The sequence below is a fragment of the Streptomyces gardneri genome (assembly GCF_006539185.1).
Classification (GTDB): Bacteria; Actinomycetota; Actinomycetes; order Streptomycetales; family Streptomycetaceae; genus Streptomyces; species Streptomyces gardneri.
In genome coordinates, this window is sequence record NZ_BJMN01000014.1 from 31,139 (window position 1) to 56,684 (window position 25,546).

Consider the following 25,546-nt stretch of genomic DNA (forward strand, 5'->3'; position numbering starts at 1 on the left):
GAGCGTAGGAAGGTCTGGACCAATCGTCAAGAGGTCCAGACCAACGTCGCCGATCTCGGTCAGACCCCCAACTCCTGTGCCAGTACCGCCGCTTGGACCCTGCTGCGCAGCTCCAGCTTGCTCAGCACCTTGCTGACGTGCGTCTTCACCGTCGCCTCCGCCATGTCGAGTCGTACCGCGATCTCGGCGTTCGACAGACCCCCGCCCAGCGCCGACAGCACCTCCCGCTCTCGGGGCGTCAGCGCGTCGAGCACCGCCGGGTCCGTCCCGGCCGACGGCCGCGCCGGGCGGCCCGTCGCGGCGAACTCGGCGATCAGCCGCCGGGTCACCGCCGGGGCGATGAGGCCCTCGCCGCGCGCCACCGTCCGTACCGCCTCGATCAGCTCCCGCGCCTCCGCGTTCTTCAGCAGGAAGCCCGAGGCGCCCGCCCGCAGAGCCCCGAAGACGTACTCGTCGAGATCGAAGGTGGTCAGGACGAGGACGTCCGCGAGCCCCTCCGAGACGACGATCCCGGTCGCCGTCACCCCGTCCATCCGCGGCATCTGCACATCCATCAGGACCAGGTCCGGGCGCAGTTCACGGGCCAGCTCCACCGCCCGCTCCCCGTCCGCCGCCTCCCCGACCACCTCGATGTCCGGGGCGCTGCCCAGGATCAGGACGAGCCCCGCCCGTACCGCGCTCTGGTCCTCGGCGACCAGCACCCGCACCGTCATGCCCGCTCCCCACCCGTCCGTACCGTCATGTCCGCTCCTCGTCGCTCGCGCCCACGGGCAGCTCCGCCCGGACCCGCCACGTCTTTCGTCCCCGGTCGTCCGGGACCGGGCCCGCCTCGAACACCCCGTCGAGCAGGGCCACCCGCTCCCGCATCCCCACCAGGCCGGCCCCCGAACCGGGCGCCGTCGGGCCGGAGCGCTCCCCGTACGGGCTCGTCACCCGGATCCACAGCGCGCCCGGGTCCTGTCCCAGGCTCACCCGCACCTCGCCGGGCGCCGCGTGCTTGAGCGCGTTCGTCAGGGACTCCTGCACGATCCGGTACGCGGCCAGCTCCACCGGCGCCGGGAGGGCCGACGGGCTCCGCCGGGTGTCGTCGAGGACGAGGACGAGACCGCTCGGCTCGGCGTTGGCCGCGGACTGGGCCACCAGCGCGTCCAGGCCGGCGAGTGTGGGCGCCGCGGCCGGTTCCGTGTCCGCGCCGCTGTCGCGCAGCAGCCCGATGAGCCGCCGCATCTCGGCGAGACCCGCGACGCTGTTCTCCCGGATCACGGTCAGCGCCTGCCGGGTGGTGGCCGGCTCGTCGAGCGAGAGCGCCGCCGTGGAGTGGATCGCGATGGCGGACAGGTGGTTGGCCACCATGTCGTGGAGCTCGCGCGCCATCCGGGACCGCTCGGCCACCACGGCCTGCGTGCGGTCCATCTCGGCGAGGAGCGCGGTCTGCTCGGCGCGCAGCCGGGCGGAGTCGGCCGCCTCCCGGTGGTTGCGGACGATCGCGCCCGTGATCGCCGGGAGGAAGCAGAGCATGCCGGTGATCACGCCCACGAGGAGCCCGATCGCGTTCTGCCACCAGACGAGGAAGACCACCGTGACCGTGACGGTGATCAGTCCCATGGTGTACGGGATGCGCCGGGCCTGGGAGGGCGTGCCGTACACCACCGCCGCGTAGACCACGTCCGTGAACATCAGGACCGTGGCGAGGTTGCCGTTGGTGAACTGGTCGCCGACGATCGCCACGGTGGCGAGGGTCAGGGCGGTCTGCGGAGCGGCGCGGCGCAGGGCCTCCGTCGTGGCCATCACAGCCAGCGGGATCAGCGTCGCCCAGCGCGGCCCGATGAGGCGGTCCCCGGTCACGAAGAGTCCGAACGACCACAGGACCAGGCCGCCGACCAGGCCGACGGCGGCGATGAACAGGTCGATGCGGTGCGGGCGGGGAAGGGTCACGTACCCATCCAACACGTCCCCGCGAGCGGAGACCTCCTCGTCCTGGGCGATCCGCCCCTCCGTCGAAGGATGTAGCCGGACTTCGTCCACGGCGACGAGGAATCACGCCCGAACCCACGGGACGCTGAGGGGGAACCGAAAGGGGAACATCGTGATCGTCGCGCTGATCGTGATCTGCGAGGTGGGCTTCTGGGTCCTGCTGGCCGCCGGCCTCGCCACTCGCTATCTCCTGAAGATGCCCAAGGCGGGCATGGCGCTGCTGCTGTGCGAACCGCTCCTGGAGGTCCTGCTCCTGGTCGTCACCGCGATCGACCTCAAGAACGGGGCCGAGCCGAGCTGGCGGCACGGGCTCGCCGCCGTCTACATCGGCTACACCGTCGGCCACGGCCACCGGACCGTGAAGTGGCTCGACGGCCACGCCGCCCACCGCCTCGGCGGCGGCCCCCCGCCGCAGAAGCCGCCGCAGTACGGCATGGCGCGCGCCCGTCACGAGGGCCGGGTCTGGCTCGGCTCGGTGGTCGCCGCGTCCGTCGCCTCCGTCCTGCTGCTCCTGGCGATCTGGTACGTCGGCGACGACGGGAACACGGACGGGCTGCGGAGCTGGATCTTCGGCGCCTGGCGGGCGGCGGGCATCCACGGCCTGATCGCGCTCACGTACGCGATCTGGCCGAAGAAGGCGCCGGAGGGTGAGTCCTCGAAGGGCGAGTCCCCGCAGGGTGTCTCAGCGGTCGCCGCCCGGGACCCAGAGCACGTCCCCGACCTCCTTGTTCGCCGTCCGGGCCAGGATGAAGAGCAGGTCCGATAGCCGGTTGAGGTAGGTGGCGGTCAGGGCGTTCATCGTCTCGCCGTGCACCTCCAGAGCCGCCCACGTGGAGCGCTCCGCCCGCCGGACCACCGTGCACGCCTGGTGCAGCAGCGCCGCACCGGGTGTGCCGCCCGGCAGGATGAAGGAGCGCAGCTTCTCCAGCTCCTCCAGGAAGTGGTCGCAGTCGGCCTCCAGCTTGTCGACGTAGGCCTGCTCGACGCGCAGCGGCGGGTACTTCGGGTCCTCCACCACGGGCGTGCAGAGGTCGGCGCCCACGTCGAACAGGTCGTTCTGGACACGGACGAGGACCTTCACGACCTCCTCGTCCAGCTGCCCGAGGGCGACGGCCGTGCCGATGGCGGCGTTGGCCTCGTTGGCGTCGGCGTAGGCCGAGATCCGCAGATCCGTCTTGGCGGTCCGGCTCATGTCGCCGAGGGCCGTCGTGCCCTGGTCGCCGGTACGGGTGTAGATGCGCGTCAGATTGACCATGGGCCCAGCCTAGTTAGGCACCGGCGCTTCGGAACGTCCGTGTGCCGACCGTCACGGCGAGCGCCGTCAGGCCGAGGGCGACGAGCACCCCGTACAGCACGGCCGGGGTCGTGTAGTGGCCGATGTACGCCTCCCGGACCGCGTCCACCAGATAGCGGAACGGCGTGAGGTGCGAGAGCACGTCCAGCCAGCCGGGGGCGAGGGCCATCGGCAGCATCAGGCCGGACAGCAGCATCGCCGGCATCGCGAGGGTGTTGATCGCGGGGCCGAACTCCTGCGGGCTCGGCAGCTTCAGCGCCAGCGCGTACGAGAGCGAGGCGAGCGCGGCCGAGAGCAGGGCGACGAAGCCGAAGCCGATCAGGATCCCGGGGAGCGGCGCCCTGAGGCCCATCGGAACGGCCACGAGGACGAGCAGCACCGCCTGGAAGACGAAGAGCGCGGCGTCGCGCAGGACCCGGCCGAGCAGCAGGGCCAGTCGGCTCACCGGAGTGACCCGCATCCGGTCGAACACGCCCCAGCTCTTCTCCATGATGATCGAGAAACCGGCGAACGAGGCGCCGAAGAGACCGAGTTGGAGCAGCAGGCCGGGGACGAGGATCTGCCAGGAGTCGCCCTCGCGGCCCAGCGGGAGACCGGTGAGCAGGGGCCCGAAGAAGAACAGGTAGAGCAGCGGCATCAGCGCGCCGAAGAAGATCTGGAACGGGGAGCGCAGGGTCTGGCGGGCGTAGCGCCCGAAGAGCAGCGCGGTGTCGTGGAGAAGCATCAGGGTCCTAGACGGCTACGGGAGTGGTGTCGACGGGGGCCGGGCCGCGCCCGGTGATCGCGAGGAACGCGTCCTGGAGGGTGGCGGCGCCGTGCGCGGCCTTGAGGGCGGCGGGGCTGCCCTCGGCGACGACCGTGCCCTGGTCCACGACGACGATGCGGTCGGCGAGGGCGTCGGCCTCGTCCAGGTAGTGCGTGGTGAGGACGACGGTCGTGCCGTGCTCGTCGCGCAGCCGTCGCACCAGGGCCCACAGGTCGGCGCGGCTGCCGGGGTCGAGGCCGGTCGTCGGCTCGTCGAGGAAGAGGATCTCCGGCCGGTGGGTGAGCCCCATCGCGAGGTCGAGGCGGCGGCGCTGGCCGCCGGAGAGCGCCGGGGTGGGCCGGTCGAGGAGCTCGGTGAGGTCGAGGTCGACCGCGAGTTCCTCGGCGCGCGCGGTCGCGCGGGTGCGGTCGAGGCCGTAGAGCCTGCCCTGGAGGACGAGCTCGGAGCGGACCGTCTCCTGGGGGTCGAGGCCGCCGGACTGGGCGACGTACCCGATCCGGCGGCGTACGGCCGCGGGGTCCTTGACGAGGTCGTGACCGGCGACGGTGGCGGCGCCGCCGGTGGGCGGGAGCAGGGTCGTGAGCATGCGCAGGGTGGTCGTCTTGCCGGCGCCGTTGGGTCCGAGGAGTCCGAGGATCTCGCCTGGCCGGACGGTCAGATCGATCCCGCGGACGGCCTCCACGGGGCTGCTCCTGCCGGTGAAGGTCCGGGCGAGCCCGGCCGTGCTGATGATGGGCATGACGACTACAAAAACAGAGTCACTGAAATTTTGCAATGCCACCAAGTTTTCGCACGGTCCAAAATTTCAGGGAGCCTAGGATGTGGGCATGGCCGAGGGACTCAGGGAACGCAAGAAGCGCGAGACGAAGCAGCGGATCTCGGACATCGCGACCGGGCTCTTCCTGGAGCACGGCTTCGTGACCGTGACCGTCGCCGACGTCGCCGAGGCGGCGGACGTCTCCGTCAACACCGTCTACAACTACTTCCCGGCCAAGGAGGACCTCTTCCTCGACCGGATGGACGGCGTCACCCAGCGCCTCGCCCGGATGATCCGCGGCCGCGACCGGGGCGAGTCCGCCGCCGCGGCCGTCCTGCGCGCGCTGCGCCAGGACATCGGCGCCGTCTCGCCCGCGTACGGACTCATGGACGGCTTCGACGCCTTCATGAACGTCATCGAGCACGCCCCCACCCTCAAGGCCCGGCTCTTCCACCTCCAGCAGCAGGTCCACGACGCCGTCGTCACCACCCTGCGCGAGGAGACCGGGGCCGCCGCCGACGACCCGCTGCCGCTGCTCGTCGGAGGCCAGCTCGCCTGGATCGAGAACACCGTCGTCGCCTACATCACCCGCGAGATGACCGCGGGACGCAAGGCGACGACCGTCTCCCGCGAGGCCCTCGTCCTTCTCGACGAGATCGAGGAGCTGCTCAGCGAGCGGGTCCTGACGTACGCCGTACGCGAGGGCTGACCGGACGAACGAGGTGTCGTGAGTGTGACGTCCGTCAAAGAGGGCGTGACGCGCATTACTTAGCGGTCACATGGCGCCCCCGGCCCGCTAATCTCCGCCGAAGAGTCAGAAGTGAACAGGCGTTAAGGGGTGGAACATCGTGGCCAGGAAGCTCGCCGTCATCGGGGCCGGACTCATGGGATCCGGCATCGCGCAGGTCTCGGCACAGGCGGGCTGGGACGTCGTCCTGCGTGACGTCACCGACGCCGCACTCACCCGCGGCACCGACGGCATCAAGGCGTCGTACGACCGCTTCGTCGCCAAGGGCAAGCTGGACGCGGCCGACGCCGAGGCCGCCCTCGGCCGGATCACCGCCACCACCGAGCTCGAGGCCGTCGCCGACGCCGACATCATCGTCGAGGCCGTCTTCGAGAACCTCGACGTCAAGCACGAGATCTTCCGCTCGCTCGACAAGGTCGCCAAGGACGGCGCCGTCCTCGCCTCCAACACCTCCGCGATCCCGATCACCAAGATCGCCGCGGTGACCGAGCGCCCCGAGGCCGTCGTCGGCGTCCACTTCTTCTCGCCGGTCCCGATGATGCAGCTCGTCGAGCTCGTCCGCGGTTACAAGACCAGCGACGAGACCCTCGCCGCCGCCCGGGAGTTCGCCGAGTCCGTCGGCAAGACCTGCATCGTCGTCAACCGCGACGTCGCCGGCTTCGTCACCACCCGCCTCATCTCGGCCCTCGTCGTCGAGGCCGCCAAGCTCCACGAGTCCGGCGTCGCCACCGCCGAGGACATCGACATCGCCTGCAAGCTCGGCTTCGGCCACGCCATGGGCCCGCTCGCCACGGCCGACCTCACCGGCATCGACATCCTGGTGAACGCGGCCAACAACATCTACACGGAGTCCCAGGACGAGAAGTTCGCGGTGCCCGAAGCGATGCGCCGGATGGTGGACGCGGGTGACATCGGCCGCAAGAGCGGGCAGGGCTTCTACAAGTACTGAGCCGTACCCGCCACCCCGCCTCACCCCGTGGGGTGAATTTCGGTATCGGTTCGCTGACAAGGCGCAACGTATCTGCCAGTGCGGCAGTCAGTTGTTGCGAAGACGGAGCACTCTCGGGGAGCGCATATGCACATCAGGGGCGACCACGTCGAGCTGGTCGTCGGGGGCCGCCTCGACGTCCGCAGCGCGGCGGACGCCCGTACGGTCCTGCACTCGGCCGTCGACGACGGAGTCGGCGATCTGGTGCTCGACCTGACCGGCCTCGACTCCTGGGACGCGACCGGGCTCGGCGTGATCATGGGCGCTCACCGGAGGGCCGGCCGCTGCGGCCGGCGCCTCGTCCTGCGCGGGGTCCCGCCCCAGATGCAGCGGCTGCTCGTGGCCACCCGGCTCCACCGCATCCTCGCCATCGAGGGCGGCCTCGCCGCGGAGTCGCTGCCCCGGGTGTGACCCCCCGTGCGCACCCCCAGGGGTCTCCACCGTCTGTGAAGCCGCTGTGTGAACCAGGCGTCACGCTCAATCCTCACAAGACCGTGACGTCTTGGTCTCCGTGGCACCCCGCCTGTTCCCGAGCGCCTGACCACGGTCTAGGGTTCGGTCGCCTGCACATTGACGGACCCATCCGGCGGGCACCGGACACCGCTTCTTGGGGGCTTGCACCATGGACCCGATCAACCCTGGGTCGGAGCAGTACGGGCACGACACCGAGGGTGACGAGACCCGCCAGGGCCGGGGTCTGCCCGCGCCCGCGGCCCCCGCGCGCGCCCGCGTCGTCACGCTGGTCTCCGGCGACCTGCTCCTCACCGTCAACCCCGTCGACGGCAGCGAGATAGAACCCTGCCCGCCGGGACAGGAGCCCGCGGCCCCCCGCCGCCGCACCCCCGAGGAGCGCGCCGAGGCCGCCCGCGCCGCGGCCCCGCCCGTACCGCCCGGTCCCGCCGCCCCCGACCTGCCCCTCCTCGAACGCCAGGAGCAGCGCGAGCGGCTCGCCGAGATCCTCGCCCGCGGCCGCTCCGCCCGCCTGACGGGCCCCGCCGGATCCGGCCGCACCACCCTCCTCGACGCGGTCGCCGCCGACTGCGCGGAGCTCGCCCCCGACGGTGTCGTACGCCTCTCCGGCCACCACCGCACCCCCACCGAGCTCCTCCACGAACTCTTCACCGCCGTCCGGTACGCCCCGAACCACCGGCCCGACCGGACCGCGCTCCTCGACCTGCTCCGTGACGTCGGTGCCGTCGTCGTCGTCGACGACCTGGAGTTCGGCGGCGCCGCCCTCGACGAACTCCTCGCCGCCGCCCCCGAGTGCGCCTTCCTCCTCGCCGCCGCCCCCGACGCGCCCGCCCCCACGGCCGGCGCCCACGTCGAGGAGGTCGCCCTCGCGGGCCTCGGCCGCGGCGCGTCCCTGAAGCTCCTGGAGAGCGCCGTCGGCCGCACCCTCACCGACGAGGAGGCCAACTGGGCCGGCGACCTGTGGTTCGAGTCCGAGGGCCTGCCCCTGCGCTTCGTCCAGGCCGGAGCGCTGCTGCGCCAGCGCGACCGGCTGCGCGTCACCCCGGCCGAGTTCGACGCCTTCGGCGCCCTCGAAGAAGCCTTCGGCCCCACCGACCCCGCGGCTGCCGCCGCCGCCGCGGCCGCCGCCTTCGACGGCGTCGACGACTCCGACGTCGAACTCCGCGAGATACCCCTGCCCAGCCTCGGCGAGGGCGCCGCCCCCGCCGCCCTCCTCGCCTCCCGGCTCAGCCGCTCCGCCCAGGCCGCCCTGCGCTTCACCGTGGCCCTCGGCGGAGAGGTCCCGCACCAGGCCCACCTGCCGGCCCTGGTCGGCGACACCCACGCCGATGCCGCCCTCGGCGAGCTCGTGGCCTGCGGGCTGCTCTCCCCGGTCGGCACCCGCTACCGGCTCGCCGGCGGGGTCATGACCCAGCTCCTCGCCCACGGGTACGAGCACGATGCCGCGGACCGCGTCCACAGCGCCGCCCAGCACTACGCCTGGTGGGCCGGACACCCCTCCGTCACGCCCGAGCGCGCCGCCGCCGAGTCCGACGCCCTCCTCGCCGCCCTGGCCGCGCTCGTCCCCGGCACCGAGGCCGGCACCGACGGAGAGCGCCGGGCCACCGCCGTCCTCCTCGCCCGCGCCGCCGCGCCCGCCTTCGCCGCCGGACTGCACTGGGGCGCCTGGGAGCGGGCCCTGCGCGCCGGCCAGGAGGCCGCCCGGCTCACCGGGGACGTCGCCGAGGAGGCGTACTTCCACCACGAGCTGGGCGTCCTCGCGATCTGCGCCGGAAACCTGGAGCGGGCCCGCGCCGAGCTGGAAGCCTCCATCGGGATGCGCGGGGTGCTCGCCGACAAGCGCGGCACCGTCGCGGGCCGCCGGGCGCTCGCCCTCGTCGCCGACCTCTCCGGAGAGCACGACACCCCGGTCGCGGCCCGCGCCGAGGAGCCCGTCTCGCCGCCCCGCGGAACCCCGGCCCTGCGGCGCGCCACCGCCCGGCCCGCGCTCCCGGCCCCGGAGCCGCCCACGGCCCCGCTGCCCGGTGGTCCCGTGCGGGGCCCGGCGGTGCCTCCGATTCCCGCGTTCCCGGACTTCGCCGACGAGGGCCCGACGCTCATCACCCGCCCCGACACCGGACCCGGCGACCGCCGCCCGGGCTTCGCGGGAGGCATCCTCGCCGGCGCCCGCCGCAACCTCGCCGCCGTCGGCGCGGGCGCGCTCCTCGTCGCCGTCCTCGGCACCGTCGTCACCCTCGGCGCCACGTCGGGCGAAGGCGAGGACCCCGCCACCAACCGCGTCACCTCCGACAGCACGGCGACCGACGGCACCCTCGACGACGCCATCGACGGCGACGAGCCGCCCGCCGAGGGCGACGAGGGGGAGGGCGGCGAGCCGGGCGACCCGGGCAAGACCGGCGATCCCACGCACTCGGGCTCCCCGAGCCCCTCCGGCTCCGACGGCACCTCCCCGTCGAACGCGCCGACGAGCCCCGGCGCCACGGGCTCCCCGAGCTCGCCCGGCTCCTCGTCCTCGTCGTCGTCCTCGTCGTCGTCCACCGCCCCGCCGTCGCCCACGGGCAAGCCGACGGGCACCACGCCCCCGTCCACGACCAGGCCGCCGTCGAGCCCCTCGGCCTCCACCGGCGGACCGCGCCCGACGACGTCGAGCCCGACGACCACTCCGCCCCCGTCCACGACTCCGCCGACCACGACCCCGCCGACGACCACGGCCCCCCCGACCACGGCCCCGCCGACGACCACCGCTCCGCCGGCCGAGGAGAACTCGCCGAGCAACTCCGCGTCGGCGCCCCTCGGCGGCGGCCCCTCCGTCTCCGACAGCCCCGCCGCCTCGGAGACGACGATCGTCTGACCCCGCTCACGGCAGACGGGGACGGCCCCGGGCGCGCTCACCGCACCCGGGGCCGTCCCCGTACTCGTACCGCTTCGTCCTTCTCCGGGCCGGGCCCGGGAGGACTCAGAAGAGGCGGAGCTTGTCGTCCTCGATGCCGCGCAGGGCGTCGTAGTCCAGGACCACGCAGCCGATCCCGCGGTCCGTCGCGAGCACCTTCGCCTGCGGCTTGATCTCCTGCGCCGCGAAGACGCCCCTCACGGGGGCCAGGTGCGGATCGCGGTTGAGCAGCTCCAGGTAGCGGGTCAGCTGCTCGACGCCGTCGATCTCGCCGCGCCGCTTGATCTCCACCGCGACCGTCCCGCCGTCCGCGTCGCGGCACAGGATGTCCACCGGGCCGATCGCCGTCGGGTACTCGCGGCGGATCAGGGTGTACCCCTCGCCGAGGGTCTCGATGCGGTCGGCGAGCAGCTCCTGGAGGTGGGCCTCCACGCCGTCCTTGATCAGACCGGGGTCCACACCGAGCTCGTGCGAGGAATCGTGGAGGATTTCCTCCATCGTGATGATCAGTTTCTCGCCCGCTTTGTTGATCACGGTCCAGATGCCCGCCTCACCGTCGGCACCCTCCTTCAGGGTGCACGGCGGCGACATCCAGTTGAGCGGTTTGTACGCCCGGTCGTCCGCGTGGATCGAGACGCTCCCATCGGCCTTGATCAGGATCAGACGGGGCGCGGAGGGCAGGTGGGCCGTGAGCCGACCCGCGTAGTCCACGGAGCAACGGGCAATGACGAGACGCATGGTCCGCAACGCTACAAGACGGGCGCTCTTCCGCGCGATTCGGGCATCATCCTGAGCCGAACACCCGTCGGTTATCAGCCTGTTGTGTTCCCAATCTTCTGGTGCGACCAGGTCTGCGCGCTTACCGTGGAAGCTGGAGGTCGTCGTCCGTGCACGCTGCGTGGCGCACGGCCCGGCCTTCGTCCCTGCCCGCAAGACCCCGTCCGCGGGGTCGCGAGAGGAGAACCCATGTCGCTCGACGTCTCACCGGCACTGTTGGAACAGGCCGAGCGAGGCGAGGTCGACGAAGCCGACTTCGTCGACTGCGTCCGGACCTCCCTGCCCTACGCATGGGAGATGATCAGTTCCCTGGTGGCCCAGCTGAAGGTCGACGGCGGAGAGTTCGCCGACAACCAGACGCCGCCGCCGAACGAACAGGCACGTGGTCAGCTGCTGCGCGCGCTCGCGAGCGATGCCATTCGTGGCGCCCTGCAGCGACACTTCGGGGTGCGTCTCGCCTTCCAGAACTGCCACCGCGTGGCCGTGTTCCCGCTGGACCCGGCGGTGGACGAGCGGCTCGCCCGTTTCACGTCCGTACGGGGGCAGCTGCTCAACCAGTCGCCGGAAATGCGCGACTGCTGAGACATGGTGCTGCCGCTCCGCATCGCGGGAGACGTGGTCGACGCGTGCCGACACGCGTCGACCACGAAGAGATGCCGGAGCGGCGGCACACTCTCTCCGCCGGGCCTCAGCCCAGCAGCGGGAGGACCTCGGCGCCGAGCCGCCGGACGTTCTCCTCGGTCGCCGCGAGATCGCCCGAGCCCTCCGCGAGCAGAGCGAACCGCGTGATGCCCGTACGCTCCGCCGTCGCCGCGAGCCGGTCCGCCGCCAGCCGGGGCGTGCCCACCGGGTGCAGCCCGCACAGCAGCTCCGTGTACGCCACGGGGTCCCGCATCGCCCGGTGCCGGCCGTCGACCGTCACATGCGCGTCGAGTCCCTGCTTCAGCCAGCCCGGCATCGCCTTCACCAGCGACTCGGCCGCGTCCGCCTCCCGGTCCGCGAGCTGGACGACCCCCGCGGAGACGTGCCCGGCTCCCATCCGCGCGATCTCGTCCGGGTCCCGCCCGGCCTCCCGGGCGCAGCGCGCCCAGGCCGCGACCATCTCGGCCTTGTCCTCGTCGCCGCAGTGCATGCCGAGCAGCATCGGAAGCCCGCGCTCCGCGGCGAGCCGCACGCTCTTCGGCGAGGTGCAGGCCACCACGACCTCGGGCCCCGGCTCACCGCCGATCAGCTCGTCGGCACGGGGGACCACCGCCACCTCGCGGAAAGCGAATCGTTCCCCCTCGGCGCCGACCCGGGACTCGCCCAGCCACCGCAGCAGCAGATCGAGCGATTCGGGGAAGCCTCCCTCGTACGCCGCCAGACCCGCGCCGAACACCTCAAGATCGACCCACGGACCGCCCCGGCCCACCCCGAGGGTGAACCTGCCGCCCGAGGTGAGGTGCAGCAGCGCCGCCTGCTCTCCCAGGGCGACCGGGTGGACGGTCGGCAGCACACTCACCGCCGTGCCCACCCTCAGCCGCCGGGTGCGCCCGAGGAGCAGCGCGGCGAGCGTCACGGCCGAGGGGCAGACCCCGTACGGCACGAAGTGGTGCTCGGCGAGCCAGACGGAGTCGAGTCCCGCCTCCTCGGCGACCTCGGCGGTCCGCACCGCCCGGTGCAAGGCCTCCCCTTGTCCCTGGCCCGGGAACTGGGCGGCCAGAACGAACGTACCCACGCGCATCGCCTTCTGCCTCCTTGCGGCCGACGCGTATCTCCCCTCGCACTGGCAACAACGTCTGACACGTGCCAAAGGCAACGGCCGTTCATGAAGTTCTTGCGATTTTCGGCTAAGCCGTCGCGGACCGGGCCCTGGGCACCGTGTCGCGGCCCGTAGGCTGGAGAGAACGGTCCGTGTTCCCAGACCCCGTGAGGTGTGCCCGTGTCCCCGCGCCACAACCGCTCCCGAGGCGGCGAGAAGCCCGAGCAGCAGCTGGGCGAACCCGGCGACCGGTACGGCGGCGCGCAGCGCAGCGAGACCTGGCAGGGCGAGGAGTGGTACGTCCGGCTCGTCGCCGGAGCCAGCTCGCCCGGCAAGCGCTACCGCTGCCCCGGCTGCGACCAGGAGATCCCTGCCGGCGCCCCGCACGTCGTCGCCTGGCCCGAGTACGGGGGCGTGGACGACCGGCGCCACTGGCACAAGGCCTGCTGGAACGCGAAGGACCGCCGCACCAGCAGGGTGCAGCGGTCCCGTAATGCGCCGAAGTACTGAGGCAGCCCCTCTTACACGTCCCGGCTGTTCAGCAGGGCGTAGGCGCCGGCCAGAGCCGCGGCCGTGACACCCGCCATGATCAGCAGCGGCTCCCAGCCCGCCGGGCCGTTGTCGCCGAACGGCGGACGCTCGCTGTACAGCGCGATCATCTGCGAGGGGATCGCGTAGGTGAAGAGCGCCTCCTGCACGGACCGGAGCGCCGCCGAGAACATGAACAGCGCCGCCACCAGCGGGAGCAGCAGCAGACCGATCATGACGGTGATCGCACCGGCCGAGTGCCGGATGAGCGTCCCGAGCGCCAGCGACAGCAGACCGAGCATGGCCAGGTACGCGCCCGCCCCGACCGTCGCCCGCAGCCACTCGGCGCCCGTCGGCTCCGACGCGGTGTCCACGATGGCGACCTGCGCCACCGCCACCAGCGCAGCGAAGACGGTGGTGACCGTGAAGACCAGCAGGAAGAAGACGATCGCCTTCGCCGTCAGCACCCGCGCCCGGCTCGGGCAGGCCGTCAGGGTCGTACGGATCATGCCCGTGCCGTACTCGGAGGCGATCGTCAGGACCCCGAGCGTGATCACGCAGATCGAGGCCGGAAGCATGCCGAAGAAGCCGAAGCCGAGCGCGGACTCGTCGCCCATCGGCGCCTCGGAGGCCGAGGCGATGGCCGCCACACCCAGGCCGATGCCCAGCATCAGCAGGATCATGACGCCGAGCGTCCACATCGTCGACCGCACCGAGCGGATCTTCGTCCACTCGGAGGCGAGGGCGTCACCGAGGTGCGCCCTGCGGACCGGGATGGGGGAGACGTAGGCGTGCGGCGCCGGTGCGTGGTGGTGGGTGGGGGCGGTCATCGGGCGTCCTTGGTGGTGTCGCTCGGCTGCGGGGTGGCGTACGGGCTCTGTGCGGGCGCCTGAGGAGCCCCGGCGTACGGGTTCTGCCCGGGCGGCGGCGGGGCGTACCAGCCCTGCTGGGACACCTCGGGGGCCGTCGGCTGCTGCGGCGGCATCCCGTACCCCGGCTGGCCGGGCTGGAGCGGAGCCTGGAGGTGGGCGAGCCGGTCGTCGGTGGAGCGGTAGTCCACGGCGCCCTGCGTCATCCGCATGTACGCCTCCTCCAGGGAGGCCTGGTGCGGGGAGAGCTCCCAGAGCCGAACGCCCGCGTCGTGCGCGAGGTCGCTGATCCGCGGCAGCGGCAGACCCGTCACGCGCAGCGCGCCGTCCGGCTCGGACAGCACCTGGCCGCCGGCCTCGGTGAGCGTCGTCGTCAGCTTCTCGCGCTGCGCCGGCTCGGTCTGCGGCGTCCGCACCCGGGCGAAGTCGGCGGAGTTCGCCGAGATGAAGTCCGTGACGCTCATGTCCGCGAGCAGCTGCCCCCGGCCGATCACGATCAGGTGCTCCGCCGTCAGCGCCATCTCGCTCATGAGGTGGCTGGAGACGAAGACGGTCCGGCCCTCGGAGGCCAGCTTCTTCATCAGGTTGCGGACCCAGAGGATGCCCTCCGGGTCCAGGCCGTTGACCGGCTCGTCGAAGAGCAGCACCTGCGGGTCGCCGAGGAGCGCCGCCGCGATGCCGAGCCGCTGGCCCATGCCGAGCGAGAAGCCCTTGGAGCGGCGCTTGGCCACGTCCTGGAGACCGACGACGCCGAGGACCTCGTCGACCCGCTGCGCCGGGATGCCGGCCAGCTGGGCGAGCGACAGCAGATGGCTGCGCGCGCTCCGGCCGCCGTGCACGGCCTTCGCGTCGAGCAGCGCGCCGACCTGCCGGGGCGCGTTCGGCAGCTGCCGGAAGGGGTGGCCGCCGATCGTCACATGCCCGGAGGTGGGTCGGTCGAGCCCGAGGATCATGCGCATCGTCGTCGACTTGCCCGAGCCGTTGGGCCCCAGGAAGCCGGTGACTACACCGGGCCTCACCTGGAAGGAAAGGTTGTACACGGCCGTCTTGGCGCCGTAGCGCTTCGTCAGGCCGACTGCCTCGATCATTCTCCAGCCCCATCGACAGGTCGGTCGCATCCATGTCGGGGCGTGGCGGCCGACGGCCGGAGCCCCCCGTATGAATGAGGAGCTTATCCAGCCGTTGACGGTTCCAGCGAAGCGGAAGAGATGCGGAAGGGAAGGTCCGGGAGATTTCCAGGTCGTCCCCTACGGGTCGGACCGGCCCCCGGACGGCGCGGCCGGGCGCCTTCGGGGCTCGGCCCCCCGGGGTCAGGCGTCGCGCTTCTTCAGCACCAGGTAGCCGCCGGCGAGCGAGGCCGCCACCCAGATCAGCATGATCCCGAGCCCGCCCCAGGGACCGTACGGGGCCTTCTCCGTGTTCAGGGCGTCCGGGACGACCTGCATGATCTTCGAGCCGGCCTGGTCGGGGAAGTACCGGGCCACCTCCTTGGCCTTCGGCACGGCCGCCAGGATCTGCGAGACCAGGAAGAAGAACGGCATCAGGATGCCGAGCGACAGCATCGAGGAGCGCAGCATCGTGGCCACGCCCATCGAGAAGATCGCGATCAGTCCCATGTACAGACCGCCGCCGAACACCGCCCGCAGCACGTTCTCGTCGCTGATCGACGCCCGGTGCTCGCCGAGCAGCGCCTGCCCGAGGAAGAAGGACAGGAAGCTCGTCACGATGCCGACGAGCAGCGCGAGACCGCCGGCCACCGCGATCTTCGAGAAGATGAAGGTCGCGCGCTGCGGCACGGCGGCGAGCGAGGTGCGGATCATGCCGGAGGAGTACTCGGTGCCGACCACCAGGACGCCGAAGACGACCATCGCCAGCTGCCCCAGGGTCATCCCGAAGAAGCTGACCAGGGTCGGGTCGAAGGTGAGTCTCTCGGCCTCGCTGAGCTCGTCGAAGGTGGAGTTGAACACGGCGGAGAGCGCCGCGCCGACCCCCACCGTGACGATCAGGGCGCTCGCCAGTGTCCAGACGGTCGACGACACCGTCCGGATCTTGGTCCACTCGGACCGGAGGACCGCGGATGCCGCTGCCATCGATCAGTCTCCCTCGGAGATCGAGCCCCACTTGGGGCCGGGCGCCGACGCGGCGCCGTGTACGTCGGTGCCGTGCGCGTGGTACTCCACCGCACCGGCCGTCATCTGCATGAACGCTTCCTCGAGCGAGGCGCGCTGGGAGCTCAGTTCGTGCAGGACGAGCTGGTTCGCGCCCGCCAGCTCGCCCAGCTTCTCGGTGGTCGCCCCGTCCACCTCGAGGGTGCCGTTGCCCGACTCGACCACGACAAATCCGTTGGCGTGGAGAACGTCCCGCAGGCGTTCCTGCTCCGGCGAACGCAACCGCACATAACTTCGTGAATTCTGCTGGATGAAATCCGCCATCGACGTGTCGGCCAGCAGCTTTCCCTGCCCGATCACGATCAGATGATCGGCCGTCAGCGCCATTTCACTCATCAGATGGCTGGAGACGAAGATCGTCCGGCCCTCGCCGGCCAGCGCCTTCATGAGATTGCGGATCCAGTGAATTCCCTCGGGGTCCAGACCATTGACGGGTTCGTCGAACATCAGGATCTCGGGATCGCCGAGCAGGGCCGAGGCGATTCCGAGCCGCTGCCCCATACCCAGGGAGAAACCCTTCGACTTCTTCCGGGCGACCGGCGTCAGACCCACGAGGTCGAGCACCTCGCCGACCCGGCTCTCCGGGATCCGGTTCGACTGCGCGAGACACAGCAGGTTGTTGTACGCGGAACGCCCGCCGTGCATCGCCTTGGCGTCGAGCAGGGCGCCGATGTACTTCAGCGGCTCCGCGAGGTCCCGGTAGTGCTTGCCGTCGATCCGGACCGTACCGCTGGTCGGGTTGTCCAGATCGAGCATCATCCGCATCGTCGTCGACTTGCCCGCCCCGTTCGGCCCGAGGAAACCGGTGACGACGCCCGGCCGGACCTGGAAGGAGAGATGGTCGACCGCTGTCTTCGTCCCGTAGTGCTTGGTCAGGCCCTCAAGCTCGATCATGCGTCCCAACCTAAGGGCGCGGAAAACCCCCCGCCACCGGAGTGACGGAGGGTTTTCGGATGTGCTGTGCACGCGGTACCGGCGCGGTGTTGCCGACGGTGCCGCCCGGTGTCAGCGGGACTGCCGGGGCGTCAGCGGGACTGCTGGGCCGGGACGCCGGCGGCGCGCTCGTCGTCGATCGGGGAGCCGGCCGCGGCGACCGCGGCACCCGTCAGGGTCGCCAGCATCTCGCGGACGTTGGTCAGCTGGGCGTTGATCGAGTCGCGACGGTTCGTCAGCGCCGCGAGCTCGCGCTCCGACTCGCTGCGGATCCGGTCGGCCTTCGCGTTCGCGTCGGCGACGATGTCCTCGGCCTGGCGCTGAGCGGTCTCCACCGTCTGACGGGCCCGGCGCTCCGCGTCCGTACGCAGCTTCTCGGCCTCCAGACGGAGCTGCTCGGCGCGGTGCTCGATCTCCGCGAGGCGCTTCTCGGCCTTCGCCTGACGCGAGGCCAGGTCCCGCTCCGACTGCTCGCGGCGCTTCGCCAGGTTGGTCTCGAAGTCCGCGGCGGCCTGGGCGGCCTTGGCGCGGGTCTCCTCGAAGAGGGCGTCCGCCTCCTCGCGCTTCGACTGCGCGTCCTTCTGCGCCTCGCCACGCAGCGAGTTGGCCTCGCCCTGCGCCTTCTCGACGATCCGGACGCCCTCGTCCTCGGCCTTCGACTTCCGCTCGGCCGCGAAGGACTCCGCGTCGTTGCGCACCTGCTGGGCGGCCGACTCGGCCAGCTCGCGGTGCTGCTCGGCGGCGCGACGGGCCTCCTCGCGCAGGTCCTTCGCCTCCTCCTCGGCGAGCCGGAGGATCTTCTCGACACGGGCGCCGAGGCCGGCGTACGACGGCTCGGCGTCGGTGACCTGCGCCTGTGCGTTCTGCGTTTCGAGGTGGAGTTCCTCGATGCGCTTCTCCAGGGAAGTGATCCGGGAGAGAGCACTGTCACGGTCGGCGACGAGCTTGGTAATGCGGTCGTCCACCTGACCGCGGTCGTAACCACGCCGCACGAGCTCGAAGCCGAAGGGGGAGGAAGTGTCGCTCATGGGGTTCCTGTCGAATGAGACCGGTGAGGTGTTAGAGGGAATCCTAGGGGCCGAAGCGGCGTGTCATCGAGCGTATGCCCGTTTGATCTGGAGAATGTCCAGCCTTTCGAGTGGCTAGCCGTCCTGGGACTTGCCACCCGAACGAGTGATCCCTGACGACGCACCGGCCTTCACCCCGTCCTTTGAGCCCGCCGACGGTGTCTCGAAAGACTCCAACGCCTCCAGTACGTCCTGGACACGGGAGATCTCGGCATTGATGTCCTCGCGCCTGCGCACGAGCACGCCCAGCTCCCGCTTCCCGTCCTCGACCGTCTTGTCGGCCTCGGCCTGCGCCTCGGCGCGGATCTGCTCGGCCTCCGCCTTGATGCCCTCGGCCTCCGCGACGAGCGACGCCTTCTTCTGCTCGGCCTCCTTGAGGAGCGCCTCCGCCTTCCGGACGGCCGCGATGCGGACCTTGCTCGCCTCGGAACTCGCCTCGGAGACCAGCTCCTTCGCCTTCTCCTCCGCCTCGGCGCGCTGCTCCGTCGCGGCCTTGACCAGCTTGTCGACGCGCTCGCCGGCCGTCTTCATCTGCTCGGCGTTCTCGCGCCGCGCCCGGTCGTGCAGTTCCTCGATCTCGGCCTCGACACGGCCCCGCAGCTCCTCGGACCGGTCCCTTATGGCCGTCGCGTCGCTCCGCGCCCCGACGAGCAGCTCGTCGGCGTCCGTACGGGCCTTCTCCACCAGCGAGTTGCCCTCGACGGTCGCCTCGGCGACGATCCGCTCGGCCTCCTTGCGGGCCGCGCCGACCATGGTGTCCGCCTGCGTCTCGGCCTCGGTGGTGGCGCGCAGCGCCTCCTCCTGGGCCTTGGCGATGAGCTGGTCCGCCTGCTCGGCCGCGTCCGAACGCTTACGCGCTCCGGCTTCCCGGGCCTCGTCGAGCGTCCGGTCCGCCTCCTCGCGGGCCTCGGACCGCATCTGCTCGGCCGCCGCCGCGGCGTCCGCCTTCACCTTCTCCGACTCTGCGCGGATCCGCTCGGCGTCCTGCTGCGCGGCGTCCACCGTCGCGGCCGCCTCCGCCTCCGCCTCGGCCTTGTGACGCTCGGCCTCCGCGACGGTCCGGCCCGCCTGCTCGGCGGCCTCCGCCGCGATCCGCTCGGCCTCGGCGCGTGCGTCCGCCGTGACCGCGTCCGACAGCTCGCCCGCCTCACGGGTGAGCCGGTCGGCCTCGGCGACCGCCTCGGCCATGAGTGCGTCGGCCTGCTCGGCGGCGTCGGAGCGGCGCTTGTCGGCGGCCTTGCGGGCCTCGTCGAGGACCTGCTCGCCGTCCGCGAGGGCGGCCGCCCGCAGGGCCTGGGCGTGCGCCTCCCCGTCGATCTTGACCTGCTCGGCCTCGGTACGGAGCCGCAGCGCGTCCTGCTCGGTCGTCTCCATCAGCTCGACCGCCTCGGCGGTGAGCCGCTCGGCCTCGCTCGTCGCCTCGGCCATGAGCGCGTCGGCCTGCTCGGCGGCGTCGGAGCGGCGCTTGTCGGCGGCCTTGCGGGCCTCGTCGAGGACCTGCTCGCCGTCCGCGATCGCCGCGGTCCGCAGCGCCTCCGCGTGCGCCTCCCCGTCGGCCTTGACCTGCTCGGCCTCGGTACGGAGACGCAGCGCGTCCTGCTCGGTGCTCTCCAGGAGCTCGGCGGCCTCGGTCGTGAGCCGCTCGGCCTCGGCGACCGCCTCGGCACCGATCCGCTCGGCCTCGCTCGTCGCCTCGCCCACGAGGGTGTCGGCCTGCTCGGCGGCGTCGCTGCGGCGCTTGTCGGCGGCCTTGCGGGCCTCGTCGAGGACCTGCTCGGCCTCGGCGCCGATCCGCTCCGCCTCCGCACGCGCCTCGCCGACCACCGTCTCGGCGCGCTCGGCGGCCTCCGAACGGATCCGGTTCGCGTCCTCCCGGGAGTCCGCCCGCGTACGGGCCGCGTCCTGCTCCGCCGAGGCGAGCGAGTCCGTCACCTCGGTCCGTACCCGCTGCGCGTACTCCGCGGTGTCCGCCCGCAGCTTCTCCGACTCGGCGATCGCGTCGCCGACGGTCCGCTCGGCCAGCGCCTTCGCGGCCTCCGACTCCTCCTGGGCGCGCGCCCGGGTGCGGGAGGCGTCCTCGGACGCCCGCTCCCGCTCCTCGTACGCGTCGGACCGGACCCGGTCCGCCTCCTCCTGCGCCTCGGTGCGCGTCCGCTCGGCCGCGTGCTCGGCGGCGCTGCGCAGCCCGGCGATCTCCTCCTCGGCCTGCTCGCGCAGCCCGGACACCGAGTCCCGCACCTCCTGGGCGGTGTGCTCGGCGGCGGTGACCATCTCGGTCGCCCGCGCGTCCGCCTCCTCGACCAGGCGCTGCGCCTCGGTCTGGGCGTCCTCGACGCGCTTGCGGGCGGCGGCGAGGAGCTCCTCGGACTGCTCACGGGCGAGCTCGCGCTCGCGGCCGGCCTCGGAGCGGGCCGAGGCCAGCGTCTCCTCGGCCTCCCGGCGGCGGCGGTTGGCCTCCTCCTGCGCGGCGGCCAAGGTCTCGGCGGCTTCGGCGGCCACCCGCTCGGCGGCGGCCGCGGCCTCCGCCCGCACCCGGTCGGCGGTCTCCTGCGCCTCGGACTTCAGTCGCTCGGCCTCGGCCGAGGCCTCCGTGCGGAGCCGTACGGACGCGGTCTCGGCCTCGCTCCGGGCGGAGGAGGCGTCCGAGGCGGCCTCGGCGCGCAGCCGCTCGGCCTCCTGCTCGGCCTGCTCCTGGAGCGTACGGACACGCTCGGCGGCCTCCGTGCGGAGCCGCTCCGTCTCCTCGGCGGTCTCGCGCCGGATGCGCTCGCTCTCGGCGCGGGCGTCGGTCAGCTCCTGGCCGGCCGCCGCCACCTTCGTCTCGGCGTCGGTGTGCAGCCGGGTCAGCTCGTCGGCGGCCTCGGCGCGGCGGGCCTCGGCGGCCCGCTCGGCGTCCGCGCGCAGTCCGGCGGCGGCCTCCTCGGCCGCGTCCTTGACCGACTCGGCCTGCTCCTCGGCCTCGGCGCGCAGCCGCTCGGCCTCGGCGCGGGTGCGCTCCAGGGTCTCCTCGGCCTGCGCGCGGAGCGTCTGGGCGCGCTCGACGGCCTCCGACTTGACCCGCTCGCTCTCGGTGCCGGCCTTGGTGCGGAGCTCCTCTGCGTCGGTACGGGCCTTGGTCAGCAGCTCCTCGGCGGTGCCGGCCGCCTCCTCGATCTGCTGGAGGGCCTCGCGGCGGGCCTCGCCGCGGATCCGCTCGCCCTCCGCGATGGCCTCGGCGCGCAGCTGCTCGGCCTCGCCGCGCAGCCGGCGGGCCTCCTCCTGGAGCTCGACCGTCTTGGCGCGGTACTCCTTGGTGTCGTCCTTCGCCGAGCCGAGCAGTTCGTCGGCCTGCTCCTCGGCCCGGGTCCGCAGCCGGTCCATCTCGGTCTCGGCCTCGCGGCGGATCCGCTCGGCCTCCTCGGAGGCCTTGCGGGTGGTCTCGCGGGCGTCCTCGGACGCCTTGGTGAGGATCTCCTCGGCGCTGCGGGCGGCCTTGGCGAGCGCGGCGGCGGAGTCCTCGGCCACGGCCGTACGGGCCTTCTCCGAGGCCTCCGAGAGCAGCTTCTCGGCTTCGGCGGTCGCCTCGCGGAGCTTCTCCTCGGCCTCGGACTTGAGGGCCTCGGCGTCCTTGGTGGCCTCGCCGACGAGCCGGGCGATCTCCGTCTTGGCGGTGCGGGTGCGTTGTTCGTTGACGGACTCCGCGGAGGCGAGCTGCTTGGCGGCGGCCTCCTTGGCCTCCGTGAGGGCCTTCTCGGCCTCGGCGCCGGCCAGCCGGAGCTTCTCGTCGGCCTCCTGCAGGCGCTGCTCGGCGGCGCGGGAGAGCTCGGTGGCCTGGCGGCGGGCCTGGTCCGTCTCGGCGGTGGTCGTCGAGCGGAGCTGCTCGGCGTGGCTCGCGGCCTCCTGGGCCTGGCTGGAGGCGGTGCCCAGGAGCCGTTCGGCGTCCTTGCGGGCGCGCAGCAGGATCGCCTCGGCCTCGGCGCGGGCGGCCTCGGCCTCGGCGCCGACGCGGCGGCTGGTCTCCTCGGCGAGGCGGGTGGCCTCGGCGCGGGCGGTGGCGAGCGACTGCTCGGCCTCCGCGCGGGACTCCTCCATCAGGCGGCGGGCCTGGGACTCCGTACGGGCGCGCAGTTGCTCGGCCCAGGCGACGTTCTCGTTGACGTGCGCCTCGACGGTCTGCCGGCGCTCGTTGAGCTCCTGGTCCAGCTGCTGGCGGCGCTGGACCGCCTCGTTGTGCAGCTCGGCCTGGAGCCGGGACTGGTGCTCGGCGTGCTCCTGGAGGATGCGCTGCGTCTGGGCGCGGGCCTCGCGCAGCTCGCGCTCGGCGTCCTGGCGGAGCTGCTCGGCCTGCACCTGCGCGTTGCGCAGCAGCTGCTCGGCCTGGTAGCCGATGTCCGCGCTGTCGTACGCGGGCCTGGACGCGATCGTGCGGCGCGCCTCATGGAGCTTGGCGCGCAAGACCTCGACCTGGTAGCCGAGATCCTCGGCGTGCTGGACGGCCTTCTCGCGCTCGGTCTTCAGCCGGTCCATCTCGGCTTCGAACCTGGCGAGATGGTCGTCTTCAGCTCGGTGGCTCTCCTGGCGTTCGTAGCCCCGCACTGCGCGGTCCATCCTTCCCCGAGCTCTCCGAGCAGGGGAGACCCCAACCCTGTCCGCAACTCCAACGGCACCGTCCTCATCGACGAGGACGGACCCCCGGGGAATCGTGGCAGATCGGACGACCCCGACATCCCGACTTCGGTGCCACGTGAAGCAGCCCCGACCGGCCCCGGCCCGGAGTCGCCCACTCTACCGGGCCAGGAATCCGGAGGTCAGTGCTCCGCTGAGGAGTGGTCAGCGGACGGCTTCGCCGAGGTGACCAGTTCCGTGAGGACGCCGTGGCAGTCCTTGGGGTGGAGGAAGGTGATGCGGGAGCCCATCGAGCCGATGCGCGGCTCGTCGTACAGGACGCGGACGCCCTTCTCGCGGATGGCCGCGGCATCGCCGTCGACGTCCTCGGTGCCGAAGGCGATGTGGTGCACGCCCTCGCCGTTCTTGGCGAGCCACTTGCCCACCGCAGAGTCCTCGCGGGTCGGCTCCAGGAGCTGGAGGTAGGACGCCCCGCCGTCGGAGGTCTCGTTGATCTTGAGCATGGCCTCGCGGACACCCTGCTCTTCGTTGACCTCGGTGTGGAACACCTCGAATCCGTACGTCGCACGGTAGAACTCGACAGTCTTGTCGAGGTCGAAACAGGCGATCCCGATGTGGTCGATACGCGTCAGCATGCCCCCTAGTCCACCGCCAGAAGGGCGGTTACGCAACGTGCGCGCGATCACACCGGCTGCCCGGTGACCGGGCGCCGCGCGCCTCAGTACATTGGCGGTAAACCCTCGTTCACTCCTCATCCCTAGGGGCCGTGCCTCATGTCTGGAACGACCGGTACCACCTCAGTGATCGTCGCGGGCGCCCGTACGCCCATGGGTCGCCTGCTCGGCTCGCTCAAGTCCTTCTCGGGCGCGGATCTCGGCGGTTTCGCGATCAAGGCCGCCCTCGACCGTGCGGGCATCGGCGGCGACCAGGTGCAGTACGTGATCATGGGCCAGGTGCTCCAGGCGGGCGCCGGGCAGATCCCCGCACGCCAGGCCGCCGTCAAGGCCGGCATCCCGATGAACGTCCCGGCCCTCACCATCAACAAGGTGTGTCTGTCGGGTCTCGACGCCATCGCGCTCGCCGACCAGCTGATCCGCGCGGGCGAGTTCGACGTGGTCGTCGCCGGCGGCCAGGAGTCGATGACCAACGCCCCGCACCTGCTGCCGAAGTCCCGTGAGGGCTACAAGTACGGCGCGATCGAGATGCTCGACGCCATGGCGTACGACGGCCTCACCGACGCCTTCGAGAACATCGCCATGGGCGAGTCCACCGAGAAGCACAACACGCGCCTGGGCATCCCGCGCGACGTGCAGGACGAGATCGCCGCCCTCTCGCACCAGCGCGCCGCCGCCGCGCAGAAGAACGGCATCTTCGAGGCCGAGATCACCCCGGTCGAGATCCCGCAGCGCAAGGGCGAGCCGGTCGTCTTCTCCAAGGACGAGGGCATCCGCGCCGAGACCACCGCCGAGTCCCTCGGCAAGCTCCGTCCGGCCTTCGCCAAGGACGGCACCATCACGGCCGGCACCTCCTCGCAGATCTCCGACGGCGCCGCCGCCGTCGTCGTGATGAGCAAGGCCAAGGCCGAGGAGCTGGGCCTGGAGTGGATCGCCGAGATCGGCGCCCACGGCAACGTCGCGGGCCCGGACAACTCGCTCCAGTCGCAGCCGTCCAACGCCATCCTGCACGCCCTCAAGAAGGACGGCCTGACCGTCGACGACCTCGACCTGATCGAGATCAACGAGGCCTTCGCCGCCGTCGCGCACCAGTCAATGAAGGACCTCGGCGTTACCCCCGAGAAGGTGAACGTCAACGGCGGCGCGATCGCCCTGGGTCACCCGATCGGCATGTCCGGCGCCCGCGTGGTGCTGCACCTCGCCCTGGAGCTCAAGCGGCGCGGCGGCGGCATCGGCGCGGCGGCCCTGTGCGGCGGCGGCGGCCAGGGCGACGCGCTGATCGTGCGCGTGTCCGGCAAGTAAGCACCTAACCGAGGAGCAGCGCTCATGGTGGACGTCCCCGAACTCGTCGCCCAGGCACGTGAGGGCAGGCCGCGGGCCGTGGCCCGGCTGATCTCGCTCGTGGAGGGGGCGTCCCCGCAGCTGCGCGAGGTGATGGCGGCGCTCGCTCCGCTGACGGGCGGCGCCTACGTGGTGGGCCTGACGGGCTCGCCCGGCGTCGGCAAGTCGACGTCGACCTCCGCGCTGGTCTCCGCCTACCGGCGGGCGGGCAAGCGGGTCGGCGTCCTGGCCGTCGACCCGTCCTCCCCGTTCAGCGGGGGAGCGCTGCTCGGCGACCGGGTCCGGATGTCGGAGCACGCCTCCGACCCGGGCGTCTACATCCGCTCCATGGCCACCCGCGGTCACCTGGGCGGCCTCGCCTGGTCCGCCCCGCAGGCCATCCGCGTCCTGGACGCGGCCGGCTGCGAGGTGATCCTCGTGGAGACGGTCGGTGTCGGGCAGTCCGAGGTCGAGATCGCCTCGCAGGCCGACACCTCGGTCGTCCTCCTCGCGCCGGGCATGGGCGACGGGATCCAGGCCGCGAAGGCGGGCATCCTGGAGATCGGCGACCTGTACGTGGTGAACAAGGCCGACCGGGACGGCGCGGACGCCACCGCCCGGGAGCTCAACCACATGCTGGGCCTGGGCGAGGCGCGGGGTGCCGGTGACTGGCGGCCGCCGATCGTCAAGACGGTCGCGGCGCGCGGCGAGGGCATCGACGAGGTCGTGGAGGCCCTGGAGAAGCACCGCGCGTGGATGGAGGAGCACGGGGTGCTCGCGGACCGACGCAGGTCCCGTGCCGCGCGCGAGGTGGAGACCATCGCGGTCACGGCCCTGCGCGAGCGCATCGGCGACCTGCACGGCGACCGGCGCCTGGACGCGCTGGCCGAGCGGATCGTCGCGGGCGAGCTCGACCCGTACGCGGCCTCCGACGAGCTGGTCGCGAGCCTGACGGGCAACTGACCCCGTACGCCTC

23 protein-coding genes are annotated in these 25,546 nt (G+C 72.3%); 9 read left to right on the forward strand and 14 right to left on the reverse strand.

Translation table 11 applies throughout. The annotated features are described in order from the left end of the window. Nucleotides 1-59: 59 nt before the first annotated feature. Together SGA01_RS12130 and SGA01_RS12135 are read right to left on the reverse strand one after the other, a co-directional pair. Entirely contained in the window at nt 60-713 is a 654-nt protein-coding gene (locus SGA01_RS12130) for a response regulator (RefSeq protein WP_141296472.1), read from the reverse strand. A gap of 25 nt (nt 714-738) precedes the next feature. Beyond that, nucleotides 739-1,935 carry a sensor histidine kinase gene (locus SGA01_RS12135; RefSeq protein WP_141296475.1) on the reverse strand — a complete coding sequence of 399 codons (1,197 nt, stop codon included), beginning with the start codon at nt 1,933-1,935 and terminating at the stop codon, nt 739-741. 151 nt (nt 1,936-2,086) lie between these two features. Here SGA01_RS12135 and SGA01_RS12140 point away from each other — a divergent pair, with 151 nt between their 5' ends. Next, nucleotides 2,087-2,740 (forward strand): hypothetical protein, encoded by a 654-nt coding sequence (locus SGA01_RS12140; protein ID WP_141296478.1) that lies wholly within the window; start codon nt 2,087-2,089, stop codon nt 2,738-2,740. Here the strand turns inward: SGA01_RS12140 and SGA01_RS12145 are convergent. Genes SGA01_RS12145 through SGA01_RS12155 form a run of 3 tightly spaced genes read right to left on the reverse strand, consistent with a single transcriptional unit; the run spans nt 2,657 to nt 4,773 of the window. Then, nucleotides 2,657-3,229 carry a cob(I)yrinic acid a,c-diamide adenosyltransferase gene (locus SGA01_RS12145; RefSeq protein WP_141296481.1) on the reverse strand — a complete coding sequence of 191 codons (573 nt, stop codon included), beginning with the start codon at nt 3,227-3,229 and terminating at the stop codon, nt 2,657-2,659. The genes SGA01_RS12140 and SGA01_RS12145 overlap by 84 nt on opposite strands. A 13-nt stretch (nt 3,230-3,242) precedes the next feature. After that, nucleotides 3,243-3,992, reverse strand: coding sequence for an ABC transporter permease (locus SGA01_RS12150; protein ID WP_141296484.1), 750 nt, complete (start codon nt 3,990-3,992; stop codon nt 3,243-3,245). Nucleotides 3,993-3,999: 7 nt separating this feature from the next. Continuing rightward, nucleotides 4,000-4,773, reverse strand: coding sequence for an ABC transporter ATP-binding protein (locus tag SGA01_RS12155; protein WP_141296487.1), 774 nt, complete (start codon nt 4,771-4,773; stop codon nt 4,000-4,002). An 88-nt stretch (nt 4,774-4,861) separates the two neighbouring features. On the opposite strand from SGA01_RS12155, the gene SGA01_RS12160 reads away from it, so the two are divergent. From SGA01_RS12160 to SGA01_RS12175, 4 genes are all read left to right on the forward strand, one after another. Then, a complete protein-coding gene (locus SGA01_RS12160; protein ID WP_055641306.1) occupies nt 4,862-5,500 on the forward strand; it encodes a TetR/AcrR family transcriptional regulator in 639 nt (212 codons plus the stop codon). Between the two features lie 139 nt (nt 5,501-5,639). After that, on the forward strand, nt 5,640-6,488 hold the full coding sequence (locus SGA01_RS12165; RefSeq protein WP_055641305.1) for a 3-hydroxyacyl-CoA dehydrogenase family protein: 849 nt from the start codon (nt 5,640-5,642) through the stop codon (nt 6,486-6,488). A gap of 126 nt (nt 6,489-6,614) precedes the next feature. Next, entirely contained in the window at nt 6,615-6,938 is a 324-nt protein-coding gene (locus tag SGA01_RS12170) for an STAS domain-containing protein (RefSeq protein ID WP_024761898.1), read from the forward strand. A gap of 211 nt (nt 6,939-7,149) precedes the next feature. Then, the gene (locus SGA01_RS12175) at nt 7,150-9,849 is read left to right on the forward strand and encodes an ATP-binding protein (RefSeq protein ID WP_141296489.1); all 2,700 of its coding nucleotides are present in this window, start codon (nt 7,150-7,152) and stop codon (nt 9,847-9,849) included. Nucleotides 9,850-9,954: 105 nt separating this feature from the next. Here the strand turns inward: SGA01_RS12175 and nucS are convergent, their stop codons facing one another. Beyond that, nucleotides 9,955-10,626, reverse strand: coding sequence for an endonuclease NucS (gene nucS, locus SGA01_RS12180; protein WP_174867282.1), 672 nt, complete (start codon nt 10,624-10,626; stop codon nt 9,955-9,957). A gap of 228 nt (nt 10,627-10,854) precedes the next feature. On the opposite strand from nucS, the gene SGA01_RS12185 reads away from it, so the two are divergent. After that, entirely contained in the window at nt 10,855-11,247 is a 393-nt protein-coding gene (locus SGA01_RS12185; RefSeq protein WP_055641302.1) for an SCO5389 family protein, read from the forward strand. A gap of 106 nt (nt 11,248-11,353) precedes the next feature. On the opposite strand, the gene SGA01_RS12190 is transcribed toward SGA01_RS12185, so the two are convergent. Beyond that, nucleotides 11,354-12,388, reverse strand: coding sequence for an LLM class flavin-dependent oxidoreductase (locus SGA01_RS12190; protein ID WP_141296492.1), 1,035 nt, complete (start codon nt 12,386-12,388; stop codon nt 11,354-11,356). A gap of 198 nt (nt 12,389-12,586) precedes the next feature. Between SGA01_RS12190 and SGA01_RS12195 the strand changes: the two genes are divergently transcribed. After that, on the forward strand, nt 12,587-12,916 hold the full coding sequence (locus SGA01_RS12195) for an Rv1322 family protein (protein WP_141296495.1): 330 nt from the start codon (nt 12,587-12,589) through the stop codon (nt 12,914-12,916). An 11-nt stretch (nt 12,917-12,927) separates the two neighbouring features. Here the strand turns inward: SGA01_RS12195 and SGA01_RS12200 are convergent, their stop codons facing one another. The 7 genes from SGA01_RS12200 to mce form a co-directional block, all read right to left on the reverse strand. Continuing rightward, on the reverse strand, nt 12,928-13,764 hold the full coding sequence (locus tag SGA01_RS12200) for an ABC transporter permease (protein ID WP_141296498.1): 837 nt from the start codon (nt 13,762-13,764) through the stop codon (nt 12,928-12,930). Next, nucleotides 13,761-14,891, reverse strand: coding sequence for an ABC transporter ATP-binding protein (locus SGA01_RS12205; RefSeq protein WP_141296500.1), 1,131 nt, complete (start codon nt 14,889-14,891; stop codon nt 13,761-13,763). Before SGA01_RS12205 ends, SGA01_RS12200 begins: the two co-directional genes overlap by 4 nt. A gap of 222 nt (nt 14,892-15,113) precedes the next feature. Further along, nucleotides 15,114-15,893, reverse strand: a complete 780-nt coding sequence (locus SGA01_RS12210; RefSeq protein WP_141296502.1) for an ABC transporter permease — start codon at nt 15,891-15,893, stop codon at nt 15,114-15,116. Between the two features lie 3 nt (nt 15,894-15,896). Continuing rightward, entirely contained in the window at nt 15,897-16,865 is a 969-nt protein-coding gene (locus tag SGA01_RS12215; RefSeq protein ID WP_141296504.1) for an ABC transporter ATP-binding protein, read from the reverse strand. A 131-nt stretch (nt 16,866-16,996) separates the two neighbouring features. Then, nucleotides 16,997-17,932: a coiled-coil domain-containing protein gene (locus SGA01_RS12220; protein WP_024759232.1), complete on the reverse strand. Its 936-nt coding sequence runs from the start codon at nt 17,930-17,932 to the stop codon at nt 16,997-16,999. A gap of 114 nt (nt 17,933-18,046) precedes the next feature. Next, entirely contained in the window at nt 18,047-22,546 is a 4,500-nt protein-coding gene (scy, locus tag SGA01_RS12225) for a polarized growth protein Scy (protein WP_141296662.1), read from the reverse strand. A gap of 212 nt (nt 22,547-22,758) precedes the next feature. After that, a complete protein-coding gene (mce, locus tag SGA01_RS12230; protein WP_055641293.1) occupies nt 22,759-23,211 on the reverse strand; it encodes a methylmalonyl-CoA epimerase in 453 nt (150 codons plus the stop codon). 138 nt (nt 23,212-23,349) lie between these two features. Between mce and SGA01_RS12235 the strand changes: the two genes are divergently transcribed. Both SGA01_RS12235 and meaB read left to right on the forward strand, forming a co-directional pair. Next, a complete protein-coding gene (locus SGA01_RS12235; protein ID WP_141296505.1) occupies nt 23,350-24,552 on the forward strand; it encodes an acetyl-CoA C-acetyltransferase in 1,203 nt (400 codons plus the stop codon). 24 nt (nt 24,553-24,576) lie between these two features. After that, a complete protein-coding gene (gene meaB / locus SGA01_RS12240) occupies nt 24,577-25,533 on the forward strand; it encodes a methylmalonyl Co-A mutase-associated GTPase MeaB (RefSeq protein WP_055641291.1) in 957 nt (318 codons plus the stop codon). The last annotated feature ends 13 nt before the right edge of the window (nt 25,534-25,546 follow it).